At 63.2% G+C, this 18,374-nt stretch carries 14 protein-coding genes; 9 read left to right on the top strand and 5 right to left on the bottom strand.

The features are described 5' to 3' along the window. Positions 1–50 precede the first annotated feature (50 nt). Both ACYU70_RS03200 and ACYU70_RS03195 read left to right on the top strand, forming a co-directional pair. The gene (locus ACYU70_RS03200) at positions 51–2,393 is read left to right on the top strand and encodes a DUF5682 family protein (protein WP_342301002.1); all 2,343 of its coding nucleotides are present in this window, start codon (positions 51–53) and stop codon (positions 2,391–2,393) included. Between the two features lie 166 nt (positions 2,394–2,559). After that, the gene (locus tag ACYU70_RS03195; RefSeq protein ID WP_342301004.1) at positions 2,560–3,669 is read left to right on the top strand and encodes a VWA domain-containing protein; all 1,110 of its coding nucleotides are present in this window, start codon (positions 2,560–2,562) and stop codon (positions 3,667–3,669) included. A gap of 41 nt (positions 3,670–3,710) precedes the next feature. Here ACYU70_RS03195 and ACYU70_RS03190 read toward each other — a convergent pair whose 3' ends face one another. Next, positions 3,711–5,285: an FAD-dependent oxidoreductase gene (locus ACYU70_RS03190; protein ID WP_342301005.1), complete on the bottom strand. Its 1,575-nt coding sequence runs from the start codon at positions 5,283–5,285 to the stop codon at positions 3,711–3,713. Positions 5,286–5,803: 518 nt separating this feature from the next. Between ACYU70_RS03190 and ACYU70_RS03185 the strand changes: the two genes are divergently transcribed. The 3 genes from ACYU70_RS03185 (at position 5,804) to ACYU70_RS03175 (ending at position 8,914) form a co-directional block, all read left to right on the top strand. Beyond that, entirely contained in the window at positions 5,804–6,163 is a 360-nt protein-coding gene (locus ACYU70_RS03185; RefSeq protein ID WP_342301006.1) for a hypothetical protein, read from the top strand. An 84-nt stretch (positions 6,164–6,247) separates the two neighbouring features. Beyond that, positions 6,248–8,239, top strand: a complete 1,992-nt coding sequence (locus ACYU70_RS03180) for an AAA domain-containing protein (protein WP_342301007.1) — start codon at positions 6,248–6,250, stop codon at positions 8,237–8,239. Positions 8,240–8,452: 213 nt separating this feature from the next. Then, the gene (locus ACYU70_RS03175; RefSeq protein WP_342299379.1) at positions 8,453–8,914 is read left to right on the top strand and encodes a T9SS type A sorting domain-containing protein; all 462 of its coding nucleotides are present in this window, start codon (positions 8,453–8,455) and stop codon (positions 8,912–8,914) included. Positions 8,915–8,988: 74 nt separating this feature from the next. Here the strand turns inward: ACYU70_RS03175 and ACYU70_RS03170 are convergent, their stop codons facing one another. Further along, positions 8,989–10,587, bottom strand: a complete 1,599-nt coding sequence (locus ACYU70_RS03170) for a catalase (protein WP_342299381.1) — start codon at positions 10,585–10,587, stop codon at positions 8,989–8,991. Between the two features lie 151 nt (positions 10,588–10,738). Beyond that, positions 10,739–11,908, bottom strand: a complete 1,170-nt coding sequence (locus tag ACYU70_RS03165; protein WP_342299382.1) for an SMP-30/gluconolactonase/LRE family protein — start codon at positions 11,906–11,908, stop codon at positions 10,739–10,741. Positions 11,909–12,135: 227 nt separating this feature from the next. On the opposite strand from ACYU70_RS03165, the gene ACYU70_RS03160 reads away from it, so the two are divergent. After that, positions 12,136–12,651, top strand: a complete 516-nt coding sequence (locus tag ACYU70_RS03160) for an FKBP-type peptidyl-prolyl cis-trans isomerase (RefSeq protein ID WP_342299384.1) — start codon at positions 12,136–12,138, stop codon at positions 12,649–12,651. Between the two features lie 162 nt (positions 12,652–12,813). Here the strand turns inward: ACYU70_RS03160 and ACYU70_RS03155 are convergent, their stop codons facing one another. After that, complete coding sequence (locus tag ACYU70_RS03155) at positions 12,814–13,413, bottom strand: acyl carrier protein phosphodiesterase (RefSeq protein WP_342299386.1); 600 nt, start codon at positions 13,411–13,413, stop codon at positions 12,814–12,816. Between the two features lie 242 nt (positions 13,414–13,655). On the opposite strand from ACYU70_RS03155, the gene ACYU70_RS03150 reads away from it, so the two are divergent. Both ACYU70_RS03150 and ACYU70_RS03145 read left to right on the top strand, forming a co-directional pair. After that, positions 13,656–14,168 (top strand): pyridoxamine 5'-phosphate oxidase family protein, encoded by a 513-nt coding sequence (locus tag ACYU70_RS03150; RefSeq protein ID WP_342299388.1) that lies wholly within the window; start codon positions 13,656–13,658, stop codon positions 14,166–14,168. 96 nt (positions 14,169–14,264) lie between these two features. Then, positions 14,265–14,984, top strand: coding sequence for a spheroidene monooxygenase (locus ACYU70_RS03145; protein ID WP_342299390.1), 720 nt, complete (start codon positions 14,265–14,267; stop codon positions 14,982–14,984). On the opposite strand, the gene ACYU70_RS03140 is transcribed toward ACYU70_RS03145, so the two are convergent. Next, complete coding sequence (locus ACYU70_RS03140) at positions 14,981–16,585, bottom strand: hypothetical protein (RefSeq protein ID WP_342299391.1); 1,605 nt, start codon at positions 16,583–16,585, stop codon at positions 14,981–14,983. The genes ACYU70_RS03145 and ACYU70_RS03140 overlap by 4 nt on opposite strands. Positions 16,586–16,742: 157 nt before the next feature. On the opposite strand from ACYU70_RS03140, the gene ACYU70_RS03135 reads away from it, so the two are divergent. Next, a complete protein-coding gene (locus tag ACYU70_RS03135) occupies positions 16,743–18,359 on the top strand; it encodes a hypothetical protein (protein WP_342299394.1) in 1,617 nt (538 codons plus the stop codon). Positions 18,360–18,374 lie beyond the last annotated feature (15 nt).

The raw sequence follows: 18,374 nt of genomic DNA, 5'->3' as shown, positions 1-18,374 counted from the left end.
TTGGGCGGGGTGTTGTTCATTTGCAGCCCCTGCCCAACCCCGCGCCGCTCATGCCCACCCCCGACCTCCGCCTGTTCGGCATCCGCCACCACGGCCCCGGCAGCGCCGCCAGCCTCGTGGCCGCCCTCGACGCCTTCCGGCCCGATATCGTGCTGCTGGAGTGCCCCGCCGATGCCGAAGCCGCCCTGGCCACCGCCACCCACCCGGAGCTGCGCCCGCCGGTAGCCCTGCTGGTCTACAACCCCAAACAGCAAGGACAGGCCTCGTTCCTACCCTTCGCCGAGTTCTCGCCGGAGTGGCAGGCCGTGCAGTGGTGCGCCCGCAACGGAGCCCATGTGCGCTGCATGGATTTGCCGATGAGCCTGCGGTTTGGCATGCGGGACGCGGTGGCGGCCCTAGCGTCAACCTCACCCCCTGACCCCCTCTCCAAAAAAGAGGGGGCACCGGCTCGTGAGGAAAACTCTTCCGACAAAGCTGAAGAAAGCATAACCGGTGCCCCCTCTCTTTTGGAGAGGGGGTCAGGGGGTGAGGTTAACGCGGAGGGCGAAATCGTTGAACCCGACGCCGACCCCGTCGCCTACATTGCCCGCCTGGCCGGCTACACCGACTCCGAGCAATGGTGGGAAACCCACCTCGAACACGCCCCCGGCCACGCCGACACCTTCGCCGTGGTGCTGGACATGATGACGGCCCTGCGCGAAGAATTAAAACGCCCCGAAACCGAAGAAACCCTCCTGCGCGAGGCCTTCATGCGCGAAACCCTCCGCACCACCCTGGCCCAGGGCTACCCGCGCGTAGCGGTGGTGTGCGGAGCCTGGCATGCCCCGGTATTGCAGACCGACCTATTCAAAAAGGAAGACAAAGCCCGCCTCAAAGGCTTGAAGAAAGTCCCCACCGAAACCACCTGGATTCCGTGGACCTACGAGCGGCTGTCCTTCAGCTCCGGCTACGGCGCGGGCGTGCTCTCCCCCGCCTGGTACGAGCTGCTCTTCGCCCAGCCTCGTGCCGAAGTCCTGACCCACTGGATGGTGCGCGCCACCCGCCTGCTGCGCGGGCAGGACGTGGATGCTTCCTCGGCCCACGCCATTGAGGGCGTGCGGCTGGCAGCGGCCCTGGCCGCCGTGCGCGGCCTGGCGCTGCCGGGCATCGACGAGTTGCAGGAAGCCGCCGTGGTCATCCTGGGTGGGGGCTACGCCGAGCCGCTGGCGCTAGTGCACAAGGAGCTGGTGATTGGCGTGAAGCTGGGCGAAGTGCCAGCGAGCCTGCCCGCCACGCCCTTGCAGCAGGACCTGGCCCAGCAGCAAAAGACCCTGCGCCTCAAGCCCGAAGCCATTTCGAAACCGCTCGACCTCGACCTGCGCCAGCCAGCCCAACTCGACCGCAGCCACCTGCTGCACCGCCTGCGCCTGCTCGACATCAACTGGGGCGAGCCCGAAGAAGTGGCTGGCAAAAGCGGCACCTTCCACGAAATCTGGACGCTGGAATGGGAGCCCGAAATGGCCCTGGCCGTGATTGAGGCCGGCCGCTGGGGCAACACCGTCCTCACCGCCGCCGCCAGCCGCGCCACCACCCGCGCCGCCGAAGCCACCAGCCTCGAAGCCGTGAGCACCCTACTGGAAGAAGCCCTGCGCGCCGACCTCGGCCCGGCCATTCCGGCGCTGGTGGCGCGGCTCGAAACCATCGGGGCCGATACGCGGGACGTGACGCACCTGCTGGCCGCCCTGCCCCCGCTGGCCCAAGTGCTGCGCTACGGCAACGTGCGCCGCACCGATACCGCCCAGGTGGCCCAGGTGGTGCAGCAGCTGGTGCCGCGCCTGTGCATCGGCCTGACCGCCGCCTGCGCGGGGCTGAATTATGATGCTGCCAAGCCGCTTCTGGAGCGCATCGAAGCCACCCACCAAGCCATTCGCCTGCTCCAAAATGACGCCCACGAAGCCGACTGGTACACGGCCCTGGCCGCTGTGCTGCGCCACGCGCCCACCAACGGCCTGCTGGCCGGGGCCGCCGCCCGCCTGCTCTTCGACGCGCAGCAGGCCGATGCCACCGCCACGTCCGTCACCCTCGGCCTCGCCCTGGCCCCCGCCCAACCCACCGACTACGCCACCGCCTGGATTGAGGGTTTCCTGCGCGGCTCGGGCCTGCTGCTCATCCATCACCGCGAATTATTCGACTTGCTCGATACCTGGCTGAGTGAATTACAGGAAGAAACCTTCCGCGAAATCGTGCCCCTGCTGCGCCGCGCCTTCACCGATTTCTCGCTGCCCGAGCGGCGGCAGATTCTGGAAATTGCGAGTTCAGATGAGGCCACATCGGTGTCGGTTGCGGAAGTAGATTTTGATTGGGAGCGCGGGGCACGGGTGCTACCGGGGCTACGGGTGTTGCTGGGGGGTTAAATTGTTTGTCAGGATAAAACCTGAACGTCATGCTGAGCGCAGTCGAAGCATCTCTACCGCGAAGAGTAAATCCAATGGATGATTTGGTAATGCGGTAGAGATGCTTCGACTGCGCTCAGCATGACGTTCTAAATCAATGTAACAACTACCAAAACTACCAACATCTATGCCCACCACACTAAGCCGCTGGAAACTCGTTCTCGGCAGCGCCGCCGATGCGCAAAACGCCGTGCCGATGCCGCCCGACTACGGCCGCATGGACGACGTGCTCACCGCCCTCTACGACGGCGACCGGGCCGAGCGCAAGGCCGGCCTGGGCGGCTCCGCGCCCCGCGTGAGCCGCTGGCTGGGCGATATCCGCGAGTATTTCCCCACCGAAGTAGTGGCCATCATGCAGCAGGATGCCATGACGCGCCTGGGCCTGAACCAGCTGCTGCTGGAGCCCGAAATCCTGCGCACGGTGCAGGCCGATGTGCACCTCGTGGGCACGCTGATGTCGCTGAGCCGGGTGATGCCGCAGAAGGCCAAAGCCACCGCCCGCGAGGTCATCACCAAAGTGGTGCGCGAGCTGGAAAAGAAGCTCAGCAACCCGCTGCGCCAGGCCGTGCAGGGCGCCCTGAGCCGGGCCGTGCGCAACCCGCGCCCCCGCTACCACGAAATCGACTGGGGCGCGACCATCAAAGCCAACCTCAAACACTACCAGGCGGCCCACAAAACCATTATTCCCGAGCGGCTGGTGGGGTTCGGGCGGCGCGGGCAGGCGCTGAAGGAAATTGTGCTCTGCGTAGACCAGAGCGGCTCTATGGCCTCGTCTGTCGTTTATGCGGGCGTGTTCGGGGCCGTGCTGGCTTCGCTGAAAGCTGTGAAAACGCACATGGTGGTGTTCGATACGGCCGTGGTGAACCTGAGCGAAAACCTGCATGACCCGGTGGACCTACTGTTCGGCGTACAGTTGGGCGGCGGCACCGATATCAACCTGGCCCTCACCTACTGCCAGCAGCTCATCACCCGCCCTACCGATACCATCCTCGTCCTCATCACTGACCTCTACGAAGGCGGCAATGAAAAGGAAATGATAAAGCGCGCCGCCGCCCTCAAAGCCGCCGGAGTAAACATCGTAGTCCTCCTGTCCCTGAGCGACGACGGTGCCCCCAGCTTCGACCGCCGCGTGGCCGAGCAGCTGGCGGCGCTGGATATTCCCAGCTTCGCCTGCACCCCGGCCAAGTTCCCGGAGCTGATGGCTAAGGCCATTCAGGGGCAAAAGCTGGAGGTGTAGCACCGGCTTTAGCTTGTGCAATCATCACGCCCGTAGCGGTTTCAACCCGCGGCAGTGCCGCCGCGTAGCAGCTGGCTCAGGGCCGCTTCATCGTCGCTTTCCAGCGCTACTTCGGCCCGGAGGTTTTCGAGGTCGCGCTGCACGCTGGCCACGGCCAGGGTTTTGCCCCCGGCCCGGTAGGCAATCGAGCATTTCTGTTGTCCTAAATCCCCGCTCACGGCCGCCTCGTCCCACTTCTCGGCGTGGCCCACGTAGCGAATCGAGAGGTTGTAGTGCTTGCTCCAGAAGAAGGGCACGGCGTCGAATTTTTCGCGCAGGCCCAGCATGTTGCGGGCGGCCGTCTGGCCCTGGCGCTGGGCCACCACCCAGTGCTCCACGCGAATGTTCTGGCCGGAGTGCGGGTCGGGCCAGCGGGCAATGTCGCCGGCCGCGAAGATGCTGGGGACACTGGTTTCGAGGTATTCGTTCACCGTCACGCCCCGGTCGATGGCCAGGCCGGAGGCCTCCGCCAGCGCCAGCCGGGGCCGCACCCCGATGCCCGCCACCACCAAATCGGCGGGCAGGCGCTCGCCGTTCGCGAGCATCACCGCGCCGGCTTCGATGCGTTCGGCTTTTTGCTCCAAGTGAAAAACCACGCCCTTTTCCTCGTGCAGCTTCCGCACCATTGCGCCCAGCTCCGGCCCCAGCACCTTGGCCAGGGGGGCCTTATCGGGGGCCACTACGTGCACCTCCAGGCCCAGGCCGCGCAGGGCGGCAGCTACTTCCAGCCCAATAAAGCTGGCCCCCAGCACCACCGCCCGCCGCGCCCCCTGGGCTCCGGCCACGATGGCGCGGTGGTCGGCCAGCGAGCGCAGCATATGCACTTGCGGCAGGTCGTGGCCCGGAATGTCGAGCGGCACCGGCGCGGCCCCCGGGGACAGCAGCAGCGCCTCATAGGCGTGCGCCACACCATCGGCCAGCAGCACGCGCCGGCCGGGCACGTCAATGCTGGCGACTTCGCCGTGGACTACCTCAATGTTGTGCTCGGCGTAGAAGCCGGCGGGCCGCAGCGTCACCGGCTTTTTCTCATCGGCCGGGAAGCTTTTGGAGAGCATAGTGCGGTCATAGGGCGCTTCGGCCTCACCATCCAGCAGCGTAATGCGGCCCTCGTAGCCCTCGCGTCGCAGCATTTCGGCGGCCGCGCTGCCCGCCGCGCCGGCCCCCACGATGACCACGGCGGCCGGGTGCGCCGGGGGCTCGGCCGCTGCCACGGGGGCCAGCGGGTCGCGTTCCTGCTTGCCGGTCACGTAAGCGCGGCCGTCGCGCTGTTCCACTGTCCAGCACGGCAGCGGGTCGAGGGCCGGGGCGCGCAGGGCCTCCCCGGTGCGCAGGCTGAAACAGGCATGGTGCCAGGGGCAGCGCACGGTTTCCCCATCGAGCAGGCCCTTACCCAGCAGTGCGCCCAGGTGGCTGCATTTGGCGGTGATGGCAAAAAGCTCGTCGCCGCGCCGGGCCAGTAGCACGGCCTCGCCGTGGGCATGGCCGGTGGTCATCGCGCCATCGGCCAAGTCGGCGAGAGCGAGGCCATCGGCAACAAAATCGGGGCCGGTGAGCGGCGGAGTGGTGGGAGCAGCCATGGGGGTTGAGGAAGTATGAGTAGTCGGGAAAGCACTTCTCATACGTGCCGCGTGGCTTTTTAGCGAAACCGCCGGATATGCCGGGCCGGCAGCGGTGCTCCCATCCGTGGCAATGATGCTTGTCGGCTCCGCCGCAATGCTTGCCAGCCCGGCAGCAATGCTTGTCAACCCGGCACCAATGATAGCCAGCCCGGCAACATGACATAACGCCACGGCAGCTATGCTAGCCACCTCGGCAGCATGACATGACGTCACTACAGCTATGCTTGACGCCTCCGCTGCTATCGTCGCGGGCGCGGCAGGCATCGTTGCCAAGGAAACGAGAATATGACCCGAGAGCAATTTGCAGTAGGGTGCGGGGCTTGTCCCCGCCCGGACGTTCGCATCGTTACAATGACTCCGTTCAACGCAGGGCGGGGACAAGCCCCGCACCCTACGGCGAACTACTCCGGGTTTCTCCGGCTACCTCCGACCTTTGTTAATATCCAGCTAAAGTCAACCTTTGTCAGAATCAAATTATGGACAAATATTTCCCTTTCAGCATCACTTTCGCGAATGGTGCGCAGCATGGTTCGCCCGAACAGATGTATCAGATTGTAGCTGATTTTGAATCCCCGGACTTAACGGCTTACAAGACGCTATTTGAGAGGTATAGCCCAGCTGAAGGGCTGATTTCGCTTGTTGATATAGTCACGCTGATTATTGAAGGCAGTGCCCCGGATTTGGCAGACCATATGGACTTTGATGAAGAAGGATTTCAGTTGGATATGTATGCAGACAGCGAAGAGGCTGTTCAAGAATTCGCTTCGGTAGTTTGCCCCGTGTTTCAAGACATTGAAGAGCTGAAACGCTATGTTCGTAAAGTAGCCGACGAATAAATCCAAGGTTCTTTCCAGAGCCTTTTGGCCACATATTACCCCATTTCGTTGTTACAATACTCAACGAACCCAACCCGCATTCTTTTGTCCGATACCACCCCCACTTTCGCCCCCGTCGACCCCTACGCCATTGAAAAGGAACTGCGCCACGTCCAGTCCCTGATGAAGCTGGAGCAGCAGGAAGACCTGGAGCAATTCAAGCTTAAAAACGCCAAAGCCAGCATCTCTGAGCGACAGCAGCGCGGCCTCACCTGGTACCCCGTCACCATCACGCAGGAAGACATTGGCTTCGGCGGCAAGGTGGTGCTGGAGCTGGAGCGGCCCGCCGGCCAGCAGGGCCTGCACCTGTTTCAGGTGGGCAAGAACGCGGCCCTGTTTGGCAACGTGCCCGGCCGCTCGGCCACCGACCGGCCCACGCTCAACGGCGTCATCACCAGCGTGCGGCGCAACAAGCTGCTGCTCGCCACCACCAAAGAAGACCTGCCCGACTGGGTGACCGAAGGCCATAAAATGGGCATCGACCTCACCTTCGACGAAGTGAGCTACCGCGAGATGGACTACGCCTTGGGCAAGGTAATGGGTGCCTACGGCGACCGCCTGGCCGAGCTGCGCGACATCCTGCTGGGGGCCAAGGAAGCCCGTTTCCGCGAGGAAAAGGCTACTGACCTGTTTTATCCCAGCCCGCTGAACGACTCGCAGCTGGCCGCCGTGAAGCACGTATTGGCGGCCAAGGACGTGGCCATCATCCACGGCCCGCCCGGCACCGGCAAAACCACCACGCTGGTGCAGGCCATCCTGGAAACCATCCGGCGCGAGCGGCGCGTGCTGGTGTGCGCGCCCAGCAACACGGCCGTCGATTTGCTGACGGAAAAGCTGGCCGAGCGCGGCGTGAATGTTATTCGGATGGGCAATCCATCGCGGGTTTCCGACCTGCTGCTGGAGCACACGCTCGATGCCCAGGTGATGGCCCACAAGAGCTACAACGAGATGCGCTCGATGCGCCAGACGGCCGACCAGTACCGCGAAACCGCCAGCAAACACGTCCGCAACTTCGGGTACGAGGAGCAGCAGCAGCGCCGAATGCTGAAGGAGGAAGCGCGGATGCTCTTCCAGCAGGCCGACGATTTGGAGCGCTACATCACCGAGGATTTGCTGGAATCAGTGCAGGTGATAACGTGCACGCTGGTGGGCGCCAGCAACCGCAACATCCGTCATCTCACCTACGAAACCGTGTTCATCGACGAAGCCGCCCAGGCCCTGGAGCCCGGCTGCTGGATTCCGATTGCCAAGGGCAACCGCGTGATTCTGGCCGGCGACCACCACCAGCTGCCGCCCACCGTGAAGAGCGACAAAGCCGGCGCGCTGCGCGAAACGCTGTTCGAGAAGGCCATCAAGCGCCAGCCCAGCACGGCCCGCATGCTCACGGTGCAGTACCGCATGCACGAGCAAATCATGCAGTTCAGCTCCGACCAGTTCTACGACAGCAAGCTCACGCCCTACGAAACCGTGCGGCACGCCGGCCTCGATGCCTACGACCTGCGCTTCGCCCCCGACCTGCCCGTGGAATTCCTCGACACGGCCGGCTTCGGTTTCCAGGAAATCACCATCCCCGAAAGCCGCTCCACCGCCAACCCCGAAGAAGCAGATTTGCTCCTCAAGCGCCTCGCGCAGCTGCTGGAACCCTACGACCCCGCCGACCACGAAGAAGACCCGCTCAGCATCGGCGTAATTGCCCCCTATCGCGCCCAAATCAACTATCTGAAGGACGCCATTGAGGAAAACGACGAGCTCAGTGGCTTCATGCTACACCGCCAGCTCAGCGTGGGCACGGTGGATTCCTTCCAGGGCCAGGAGCGCGACATTATCGCCATCACCCTCACCCGCAGCAACACCCACGGCGAAATCGGCTTCCTGAGCGATATCCGCCGCATGAACGTGGGCATGACCCGGGCGCGCAAAAAGCTGCTGCTCGTCGGCGACTCTTCGACGCTCAGCGCCCACCCGTTTTTCAAGGCGCTGATTGAGTACGTGGAGCTGATTGGGGGATATAGGACGGCTTGGGAGTTGCAGGATTAAGTCGCATTTCATTGAACTGTAGGGCGCGGGGCTTGCCCCCGCCCGTCGTTGAACATCAATCGTTCAACGACGGGCGGGGGCAAGCCCCGCGCCCTACCACGGCGACATAAGCTCCTGAGTAAGTACCATTGCGGCAGTTATTTCGCGCTTGCTTTTCCCGTTGCCCGTGCGTCAATTTTTACTTTTCCTATTGATTGCGCTGCTGGGCGCTCCTTGCCTTGCCACGGCCGCGCCCAGACGTGGCAGCGCGACCCGCTGCTGGGCCGCCTGCTCATCCATGAGCTGGTGCAGGACCCCGCCGGCCTGCTCTGGGTGACCCGCTACGCCGCCGAGTTAGTGTATTACCGCCTGCGCCAGATTGATAAGGACGGCACCGCCAGCTACTCGCCCGTCCGCACCGTGCAGGTTCCTGCCACCGTTGGCTTTGCCGTGCAGGCCTACCCCCAGCCCTTCGGCCCGGAGCTAAACCTATTGTTGCGCACCGCCGAGGCCGGCCCGGTTACCATCGTGCTGCACGATGCCGTGGGGCGGGCGCTGCTCACTCGCTCGGCCACGCTTGTGGCCGGCAGCAACGTGTTGCAGCTGCCCGAGGCGGCAGCTCCGGCATCCGGCGTATATGTGTTAAGCATCAGCCATCATGCTTCTCATCGCACGCTCAAGATTGTGCGGAAGTAGTGCTCAACATAAATTTCACACAAAAAGGCCCGCCGGAATATTCCAGCGGGCCTTTCTCAATTGAATCGAATTCCTTACTTCGCCCCGTGCGGCACCTTGTCCAGCGGTGCGGGCGGCGCATACTGCTTATGGTCTTGGCCGTTGGATTTTTGCCCGTCTACTTTCACGCCCAGGCCGGCGGCGATGCCGGCTCCGAGTTTTTGGTCGGCCTTGAACCAATGGCCGAGCTGGCGGGCGATGATTTCATCCTTTTTGGGACCTTCGATGCCGGACATATGGCCCACGATGTTCTTAATCGTGTCTTCCTGGGCCTTGGCATCCATGAGGCGGAACAGGTTGCCGGGCTGGGTGAAATGGTCGTCGTCGCCGGGCGCGTTGCGGTCGAAGCGGGCGGCTTTGGTCGCCTCCACGGGGTAGGCGTAGTCGCTCACGCTCTTGTCCTCGGTGGGGCCTCCGAAGGAGTTGGGGTAGTAGTTCACGCCCGGGCCGCCGTTGTTGCCTAGGGCCATATGGCCGTCGCGCTGGTAGTGGCTTGTGGCGAAGGGCGAGCGGTTGGCCGGCAGCTGGTCGTAGTTTACGCCCACGCGGTAGCGGTGGGCATCGGGGTAGCTCAGGATGCGGGTTTGCAGCATCTTATCGGGCGAGAAACCCATCCCGTCCACGATGTTGGCGGGCGAGTACGAGGCCTGCTCCACGAAGGCGTGGTAGTTCTCGGGAATGCGGTTCAGCTCCATCACGCCCACTTCCTGTAGCGGGAAATCGGCGTGGGGCCACACTTTGGTGATGTCGAACGAGTTCCACTTATAGGTAGCGGCCTGCTCCTCGGGCATGGTCTGGATGAACATCTTCCACTTCGGGAAATTGCCCTGTGTGATGGCATCCACGAGGTCGTGCTGGGCGAAATCGGGGTCGAGGCCGGCCATTTCGTTGGCTTCGGCATCGGTGAAGTTCTTGATGCCCTGCTGGGTGAGGAAGTGGTATTTCACCCAAGTGCGCACGTTGTCCTTGTTAATCATGGAGAACGTGTGCGACGAGTAGCCGTGCATGTGGCGCACGCCGTAGGGCGTGCCCCGGTCGCTCATCAGAATGAGCACTTGGTGCAAGCTTTCGGGCATCAGGCTCCAGAAATCCCACATGATGGTTTTGCTGCGCAGATTGGTGTAGGGGTCGCGCTTCTGGCTGTGGATGAAGTCGGGAAACTTCTGGCCGTCCTTCACGAAGAACACCGGCGTGTTGTTGCCCACCATGTCCCAGTTGCCGCCTTCGGTGTAGAATTTCAGCGAGAAGCCGCGCGGGTCGCGGGCCGTATCGGCCGAGCCGCGCTCGCCGGCTACCGTGCTGAAGCGCACCAGCATGTCGCACTCATTGCCCACCTTGCTGAACAGCTTGGCGCGCGTGTACTGCGTGATGTCGTGCGTGACCGTGAACTTGCCCTGCGCGCCCACGCCCTTGGCGTGCACCACGCGCTCGGGCACCCGCTCGCGGTTGAAATGGGCCAGGCGCTCAAACGCGCTGTAGTCTTCCTGTAGCACCGGCCCGCGCGGGCCCACGGTGATGGAGTTCTGGGTGTCATCAATCGGGCGGCCCGACGAGGTGGTGATTTTGTCGCCGCCACTGAGGTCGGCGGGCTGGGGAGAATTCGGGGTATCGAACTTGGGGGGACTCTTAGCCATGATGCAATTTATTGGTTGAATTGATAGATTTATTTGTACAAAAGAACACGTCTAAAACCCACCCCGGCACGCATTGTTGAATAATGCCAAAATTTTGTTAATGAAGCAATTAGCGTCATCAAAACTTCATCCGTCGGGTAGCTAAGCGGCGTTAGTTCAGGTCAATAACCGACATGGTGTGCGGGGCATCCGACTTGGTGTTGGCGAAGTGTTTCACCGGGTGGTCGAAGTTGGAAATGTATAAGCGCTTGCCTTTCAGCAGCACTTCGGCGGGCTGGTCGAGCTTGCCGCCGCTGCCGTCGGTGTCGGGGTTCTGGGCCAGCGTGGTCACCTTGTTGCCGTTGCGCAGGTCCACCGTTTCAATGGAATTTTCGCGGGAGTTGCACAGGTACATCAGGTCCGTAGCACGGTCAATGATGAGGCCATCTACGCACGGAATCTGCTTGCAGCTCAACGTCAGGGTTTCCTGCTTGGCCAAGCTGCCGTCCGGGTTCAGCGACACTTTGTAAAGCTTGCCGTCGCCAAAGGAGCCGGTGTAAAAATTACCCTTGCTGTCGTAGTCCAGGCCATCAGCCCCGTTGTCCACGCCGGTTTCGTTCACCGTCGTCGAGAACATAGCCAGCACGTGCGGGTCCTTGGTTTTGGGCTTGAGGTGCACGGTGCCCTTGTTCAGTTCGGCCAAGGAAAACTTCAAAATGGCGCTGCCCTTGTCGTTGTCGGGCAGGTCCCACTGGCTGTCGGTCACGTAAATCGTGTTGCCTTTCCAGACCACCGCATTGGCCAGCGCGAAGTTGTCGACGGCCGTGGTAATGGCCCCGGGCTTGCCGTTTTTCATCGTCACCTTCATCAGGCGCGATTTAAAATCCTTGCTGTTTTCGTACTGGTTTTCGGCGTAGTAGAGGTTACCATCGGGGCCGAAAGCCAGGTCCATGGGCGCGGCCTTTTTGGTAGTTGGCTCCACGGGCAGGTTGGTGGCAAATGGTTTGATGGTGGTGCCGTCAATCTCCATCAGCGAAGCCGGATGGCTGGTGTCGGCCAGGTTGGGCACCGAGAGAATGAGGTGGCCGTTGGGGGCCAGCGCCAAGCCGTCGGGCGTGTTGTGCGCGTCGTCGAGGGTGAAAAGCAGCTTCGGGCTGCCGATGGTGGGGATTGAGCCGGCCGGCAGCCCCATGGTATCGGCCGGGGCGGCAGCTTTTTGGGCCGAAGCGTCGGTTTGCACCACCGCTTCTTTGCTCACGGCTTCGTCCTGGGTTTTCGGTGGGTTCGACTGGCAACCAGCCAATAGCGCGCCGCCAAACAGCAGCGAAAATAGCTTGCGCATGGATTTGGGTGTAGAAAGAATGGAAAAAAAGGGCATTAGCAGGCCCAATCGGGCTGATTCTTAACGGCTGCCCGGGCCATGGGTTGCGCTATCATTTCGGCTTCGCTTGGGCAAACTGCCACCGTGGCCGGCCTTTTCTGCTGGGCTTGCGTACCTATCTTGCCGAAAATTTTTCTTACCACCCTCCAAATCCCGCGGCCGCCCTAACCGGCCCGCCCTCCCTGCTCATGGCTGCAATCAGCGATAAAAAAGTCGTCACCATCACCTACGACCTCAGTGTGACCGACGAAAACCAGGAAAAAGTATTGGTCGAATCGGCCGAGGCCGATGCGCCTATGGTCTTCCTGTTCGGCCACAGCGGCCTGCCCGAAGAGTTTGAAGCCCAGCTCGATGGCAAAAACCCCGGCGATGAGTTCCAGTTCAGCCTCACCCCCGAGCAGGCCTACGGCGACTACGACGAGCAGGCACTGGTCGAAATCCCCAAAGAAGTTTTCCTCATCGATGGCAAGCTGGACGAGGAAATGCTCCAGCCCGGCAACTTCCTGCCCATGGCCGACAACGAAGGCAACCACATGCAGGCCAAGGTAATAAGCATCGGCGACACCGCCGTGCATATGGACTTCAACCACCCCCTGGCCGGCATGGTAATGCACTTCCACGGCAAGGTGCAGGACGTGCGCGACGCCACCACCGAGGAGCTGGCCCACGGCCACGTGCACGGCGAAGGCGGCCACCACCACTAAGGCTTTCCTGTCATTGCGAGCGCAGCGAAGCAATCCGTCCTGACAAAACCAGAACCATTCTTAAGCGACAAGCCCCGGCACTGCACAGTACCGGGGCTTGTCACATTTTAGGGCTCATCACATTGTACAGGACGGATTGCTTCGCTGCGCTCGCAATGACAGCTACGTTCGCAATGACAGTTCCACATACGCCTGCAACTCCGGAAAAAACGCCCGAAAATCCGCCTCATATTCTGCATAGTTCGCCACCAGCTCTGTAGCGGCCGTTTCCATGCCGGAGCCAGCCGAGGCGCGGCGGCTCAGGCCACTAAGGGCGCGGCGGATGCCTTCGATTTCGGCGTAGCCCAGCAGCCAGTTATGTTGCACCATGTAGAACAGCATCTGCTGCACGCGGGGCGGCATTTCAGCTTCGCGGGAATTCAGTAAAGCGTATACGCGGCGGGTAAAATCGGGCAGGCTTTCGGACGAATATTCCGGGAAATTATGGGCCAGGAAATGGTCCAGGAACATATCCGAAATCACGCCGGCGTACTTGCCGTAGCCGGCGGCGCGCAGGCGCTGGGTGCTGCGGCGCACCACGGGATGCTGGTCGGTGAAGGTGTCGATGGCACGGTGCAGGCGGATGCCGGTTTGCACGGCAGGCGGGTATTTTTCGAGCTGCCGGCCGGGCACCGAGTCGGCAATGAAGTTGCCCAGCAGGATATCGGAATAGGTGACCGAATCGGGCGAGCCGGAGAGGAAAAGATGGGCCAGAAAATTCATTTGAGGGGGAGGGTGATGCTCGTCATGCAGAGCGCAGCGAAGCATCTTTACCGCAACAGTAATCTGCATCAATTGGGTTACTTCTACGGTAAAGATGCTTCGCTGCGCTCTGCATGACGTTCCGCTAATAACCACTTCCCGAACGAGATTATTCAACCCCGGCCGGCTGGCTGCCGTAAGCCAATTCGCCGCCCACATGTTTTGGTCCGGCCTATTCTTTCACCTCCCCAATTCTCTTCCCCATGTCCGATAAGTCGCCCGTAACCCACGACCTGACCCAGTTATTCGAAAAAATCAAGGAAGTGCGCATGGCCATGCTCACCACCACCGACGAGCACGGCAGCCTGCACAGCCGGCCCATGGCCACCATCAAGCCCGGCGAAGACGGTGCCCTCTACTTCCTCACCGACTCCGAGTCGGCTAAAGTTTACGAAATCAAAAAAGACAGCCAGGTGAACCTGAGCTACTCCGACCCGAGCAGCAATGTGTACGCCTCGGTATCGGGCCGCGCAAATGCCTACCGCGACGAAGCCAAAATTGCCGAGCTCTGGAGCGAGCCCATGCGCGGCTGGTTCCCCAAAGGCAAGGAAGACCCACGCATCAATGTCCTCAAAGTTGACATTGAAAAGGCCGAATACTGGGATTCGCCCAGCAGCCTGCTGGTGCAGGCCTACGCCTACGTGCGGGCCGTGGTAACGGGCGAGCGCAGCAAGGACGACGACGTGAACCAGCACGCCCAGGTGCAGGTGAAGTAGGTTTTGAAATCCTGATTCTGAAAGGCCGGAAGCAATTCCGGCCTTTTTTTGTTGCTTGCAGCCCGCTGCCCGGCGGCTTGCCCGCTCATCTCCCGAATGCACCTTACTACCCTCACCGTTTTCACCCTGAAACCCGGCCACCGACGCTGGGCGCTGGCCCAAATGGGCACCGCCCCCCCGCAGCTGCAACGGGTGCCGGGCCTCCGGTTTTTCAAGCTGCTAGGCAGTGGGGCGTCCAACGGTTTCGGCGCGTGGCCCAATTTCGACCGCTACGGCTTTATGGCCGTGTGGGAAGATGTGGCCTTTGCCGAGGCCTTCTTCAGCCGAAATCCAGTGTGGGCCGCCTACCAGCAGCGCAGCGCCGAGCAATGGACCGTGCGCCTCGCCCCCATCAAATCCCAGGGCCTGTGGGATGGCAAAAACCCGTTTGATTACAGCAGCAACGCCGGTTCAGCCCTTGCCGAAACGCCCGTGGCCGTGCTCACCCGCGCCAGCATCCATTGGCGCAAAATCCCGCGCTTCTGGAAATTTGTGGAGCCCACCAGCGCGGCGCTGGCCCACGCGGTGGGCGTGCGGGCCGCCATCGGGCTGGGCGAATTGCCGCTGGTGCGGCAGGCCACGTTCAGCGTGTGGGAATCGGCCAGGGCCATGCAGGAATACGCTTATAAGGACGCCAAACACCGCGAAGTCATCAAGCTCACGCGCCGCGAAAACTGGTACGCCGAGGAACTGTTCGCCCGCTTCCAGGTGCTGAGCAGCGAGGGCACCATTGATGGTCGGGAGCCGCTGGGCGAACTATTGACGGGGCCGGGTTAATCGCGCAGATTGTAGCGGTGCAGCCAGGCGCGGCCGTTGGCCGTAAGCTCGGGGGTTGGGTCGGCTTCCACCTGCACCCCGGCCGGATGCGCGGTAATCCGCTCGCCAGGGCCGGTGTACCACGTAACATTGCCCGGCGTAGCGCCCTTTGTGGTGATTACCCGGTTGCGGCCCGCCCCATCGTATAAACGCACGGCAATGCCCTGCGGCAACGCCCCGCGCAGCTCAAATACGTCGTCGCCGCCCAGGCCGTACAGGTCAAGCTGGGGGGTGATTTTTCGGTTGAAGGTGCGGTCTGTCACAAGGCTATCGGGCTGGCCGGGACGCTGGGCCAGCAGCTGCACGCGCAGGCTGCCGCCCACTTCGCTCAGGATAAATCGTTCGGCCTGGTCGGTGCCAATCAGCCAGGCCTGCTTATTTAGTAGCGCGTAATACTGCTGGGCCACGGCGGGCAGCTGCTCGCGCCGGGTGCGCAGCATGGGCACGAATTTCGCCGCCAGGCTGGCCCGCATTTCGGCCGGGCCGGAGTTGAATGCCTGAACCAACACGGCATCGCTCAGGCTGGCCCGCACAGAATCAGCCACCTCCCGAAAATCATTCGCACTGAGGCTGGTGAGCAGCGTGCGGTCGAGAGCGCGGGCGGTGGTGGTGAGGCCGTCCACGTTTTCCAGCCGGATGGTGGCCCGGAACGTCTGGTACTTAGGCGCAAACCATGACACCAACCGCGTCACCAGGCCATCATCAAACAGGAAAAATGCCTGGTCACGGTCGCGCGGCACAGGCCGGAAGGCCAGCCGGCCGGCCTGCGGAAACGTGGCCCAGCGCCACTGGTCTTCGCGGCGACTCCAGTCGCCCACCAGCATATCGAGCAGGCGGGCGCGCAGGAAGGCCCGGGCGGAAACGTGGGCGCTGGGCCAGCGCCGCAACGCCGCCAGCATGTGGTGCGAATTCACCACCTGCGGCGCGTGGCCGAAGCTGGCCACCAGGCGCTGGTCGCCGTCGGCCCGCTCCTCAAGCAGGTACAGCGCATTGGCGTAGCTGGCTTTGAACTTGCCCAGGCCGGCATCCGCCCCCACGAATACCAGCCGGGGGTTGGCGTGCAGCACCCCGGCCGCCTCGGCCAGGTAGGCGGCCGGGTAGGCCCCAAAGGGCTGCGTGGCGCTGGTCTGGTCCTTGAGCAGGCCGCGCAGCAGGTTGCGTTTCCAGCCGGGGCTGAGCGCGGCGCTCATGTCCTTGTCCACGGAGCGCAGCACGTACTCGCGGCCATCGGGCGCACACAGGCGCAGGGTGTGGCTCTGGTAGCTGCCGCCGGCCTGCAGGGGCACCAGGCCGCCGGGTACGGCGGTGGCCAGCCGCAGCACCGGCACCGTGACCGGAGTAGCCCACACGCTGCGGTAGTGCTTGCCAAAAAAGAACTTCCAAACGGCACCACGGGCATATTGCGGCCCGGCCGCCAGCCGCACCGTGGCCGAGTCGGCGCTCCATTGCGGCGCTGCCGCGCCTGAGGCTTTGTGCTCGGCGCAGCCCCCCAACACCATGGCCGCCGCGCCGGCGCAGCAGCCCCGCGCCCACGGTCCCCATTCAGTAGTTAAGCCCGGCATAAGCAGCAATTTTCCAAAACGCGGAGCACTCATCGGGGCTAAAAAGCAAGTATTTCCCGGCAAAAGAAGCCGTCCAACGCATAGTTGAGGCTAGCCGCTGCCCACCTTTACGGGGAAGTTGCGTTAAAGGCTCATTCGCGCTTGCCGCCTTCACCGAATGCCTTATCCTTTTGTTCGCTGCCCCAGCTTTTGCCCGCGCCTGTTGGTGCTGCTGGGCCTGGGACTGGCCGCCGGCGGCTGCGCCCGCCACAATTATTTCCAGCCCGATGCCCGCGTGGGCCCCGGCAGCACCGCCGCCCTGCCGGCCTCCGCCGATTCGGTGCTGGCCACCGCCGGCCGCCAATACAACCGCCACTCGGGGTTCTACCAGTTTTTTCTGGGCCGCCACTACCGCCGCGTGTGGGCCGCCCCCGTCAAAGTGCCGGTGCTGAACCTGGCCACCGCCGCCCCCGGCGGCCTCACGGCGGGCAAGGCCGGCGGTGGCTACCAAAGCATCAGCATGACCCTAGAGGGACGACAGCAGCGCGAATACGCCCTGCGCGCCCTCGACAAAGAGCCCTACAAAACCCTGCCGCTGGTGCTGCGCCACACCTTCGTGCTCAACGTGGTGCGCGATGCCACTTCGGCGGCCATTCCCTACGGAGCCCTCACCGTGCCGCCGCTGGCGCAGGCGGCCGGTGTGCCCCACACCCGCCCGCGCCTAGTGTACGTGCGGCCCGATGAAACCGGCCTGGGCGAGTCCTCCGCCCGGTTTCAGGGCAAGCTGGCGCTGCTCGAAGAAAAGTATAACAACCCCGACGCCCGCACGCCCGACCTGGCCAATGCCATCGATTTTGACGGTGGCGAGGCCATGCTGAAAAAGGTGTACCACCACCCCTCCTACTTCATCGACCAGCCCGCCTTCCTGCGCGCCCGCCTGCTCGATGTGTGGCTCGGCGACTGGGACCGGCACGAGGCGCAGTGGACCTGGGCCCAGTTCAAAGAAACCGGGGGCCGCGTGCGCTACGTCGGCATTCCGAAGGACCGCGACCAGGTGTATTTTCGGTTCGATGACGGGGTGATTCCCTGGCTGGCGGCCCGGCCGTTCATCGCGCCGCAGTTCCAGACGTTTCGCAACGAGTACAACAACATGGCCGGCCTGGTGTATCAAGCGAAGTTTATCGACCAGCGCGGCCTCTCGGCCATGACGCGGGCCGACTTCCAGCGCACCGCCCACGACTTGCAGCGCCGCCTGCCCGACTCCGTTATCGACCGCGCCCTGCACCGCCTGCCGCCCGCCGTGTACGCGCTGGAAGGCACGCGCCTCGGCACCACCCTCAGGGCCCGGCGCGAAACCCTGCCGCAGGCCGCCGATGAATATTACCTCACCCTGGCCCATGAGCCCACGCTGGGCGGCACGGCCGAGGCCGAGCGATTCGTGGTGCACCGCTACGCCGACTCCACCACCGTCCGCATCTTTTGCAAAGCCCTCAGCCAGCTCTCGGCTGGCGACTCACTCCGGTTCCGGCGCACGTATTTCACTGCCGAAACCCAGGAGCTGAGCCTCGACGGCCTGGGCGGCGACGACGTGTTTGAAGTAACCACCGCCGCCACCCACCGGCCCATGCCCGTGCTGCTCTACGGCGGCGAGGGCCACGACCAGCTGCTACTGCAAGGCAGCAGCCGGCGGCTCAAGCTCTTCGATGAAGCCTCCGACGTGACGGCCGCCGGCAGCCTCCGCCCCAGCCTGCCCAGAAAGAAACACCGCGCCTTCAACCGGCTAAACGATGATTAATCGGGACGCCTCCCA

The sequence above is a fragment of the Hymenobacter segetis genome, assembly GCF_054776495.1.
This window is presented reverse-complemented; position numbering and strand designations above follow the sequence as displayed.

Coding starts and splice junctions, on each gene's coding strand:
- ACYU70_RS03140 (WP_342299391.1), bottom strand. CDS start 16,585: ATGCCGGGCTTAACTACTGAATGGGGACCGTGGGCGCGGGGCTGCTGC.
- ACYU70_RS03135 (WP_342299394.1), top strand. CDS start 16,743: ATGCCTTATCCTTTTGTTCGCTGCCCCAGCTTTTGCCCGCGCCTGTTG.
- ACYU70_RS03150 (WP_342299388.1), top strand. CDS start 13,656: ATGTCCGATAAGTCGCCCGTAACCCACGACCTGACCCAGTTATTCGAA.
- ACYU70_RS03165 (WP_342299382.1), bottom strand. CDS start 11,908: ATGCGCAAGCTATTTTCGCTGCTGTTTGGCGGCGCGCTATTGGCTGGT.
- ACYU70_RS03195 (WP_342301004.1), top strand. CDS start 2,560: ATGCCCACCACACTAAGCCGCTGGAAACTCGTTCTCGGCAGCGCCGCC.
- ACYU70_RS03155 (WP_342299386.1), bottom strand. CDS start 13,413: ATGAATTTTCTGGCCCATCTTTTCCTCTCCGGCTCGCCCGATTCGGTC.
- ACYU70_RS03145 (WP_342299390.1), top strand. CDS start 14,265: ATGCACCTTACTACCCTCACCGTTTTCACCCTGAAACCCGGCCACCGA.
- ACYU70_RS03190 (WP_342301005.1), bottom strand. CDS start 5,285: ATGGCTGCTCCCACCACTCCGCCGCTCACCGGCCCCGATTTTGTTGCC.
- ACYU70_RS03200 (WP_342301002.1), top strand. CDS start 51: ATGCCCACCCCCGACCTCCGCCTGTTCGGCATCCGCCACCACGGCCCC.
- ACYU70_RS03185 (WP_342301006.1), top strand. CDS start 5,804: ATGGACAAATATTTCCCTTTCAGCATCACTTTCGCGAATGGTGCGCAG.
- ACYU70_RS03160 (WP_342299384.1), top strand. CDS start 12,136: ATGGCTGCAATCAGCGATAAAAAAGTCGTCACCATCACCTACGACCTC.
- ACYU70_RS03170 (WP_342299381.1), bottom strand. CDS start 10,587: ATGGCTAAGAGTCCCCCCAAGTTCGATACCCCGAATTCTCCCCAGCCC.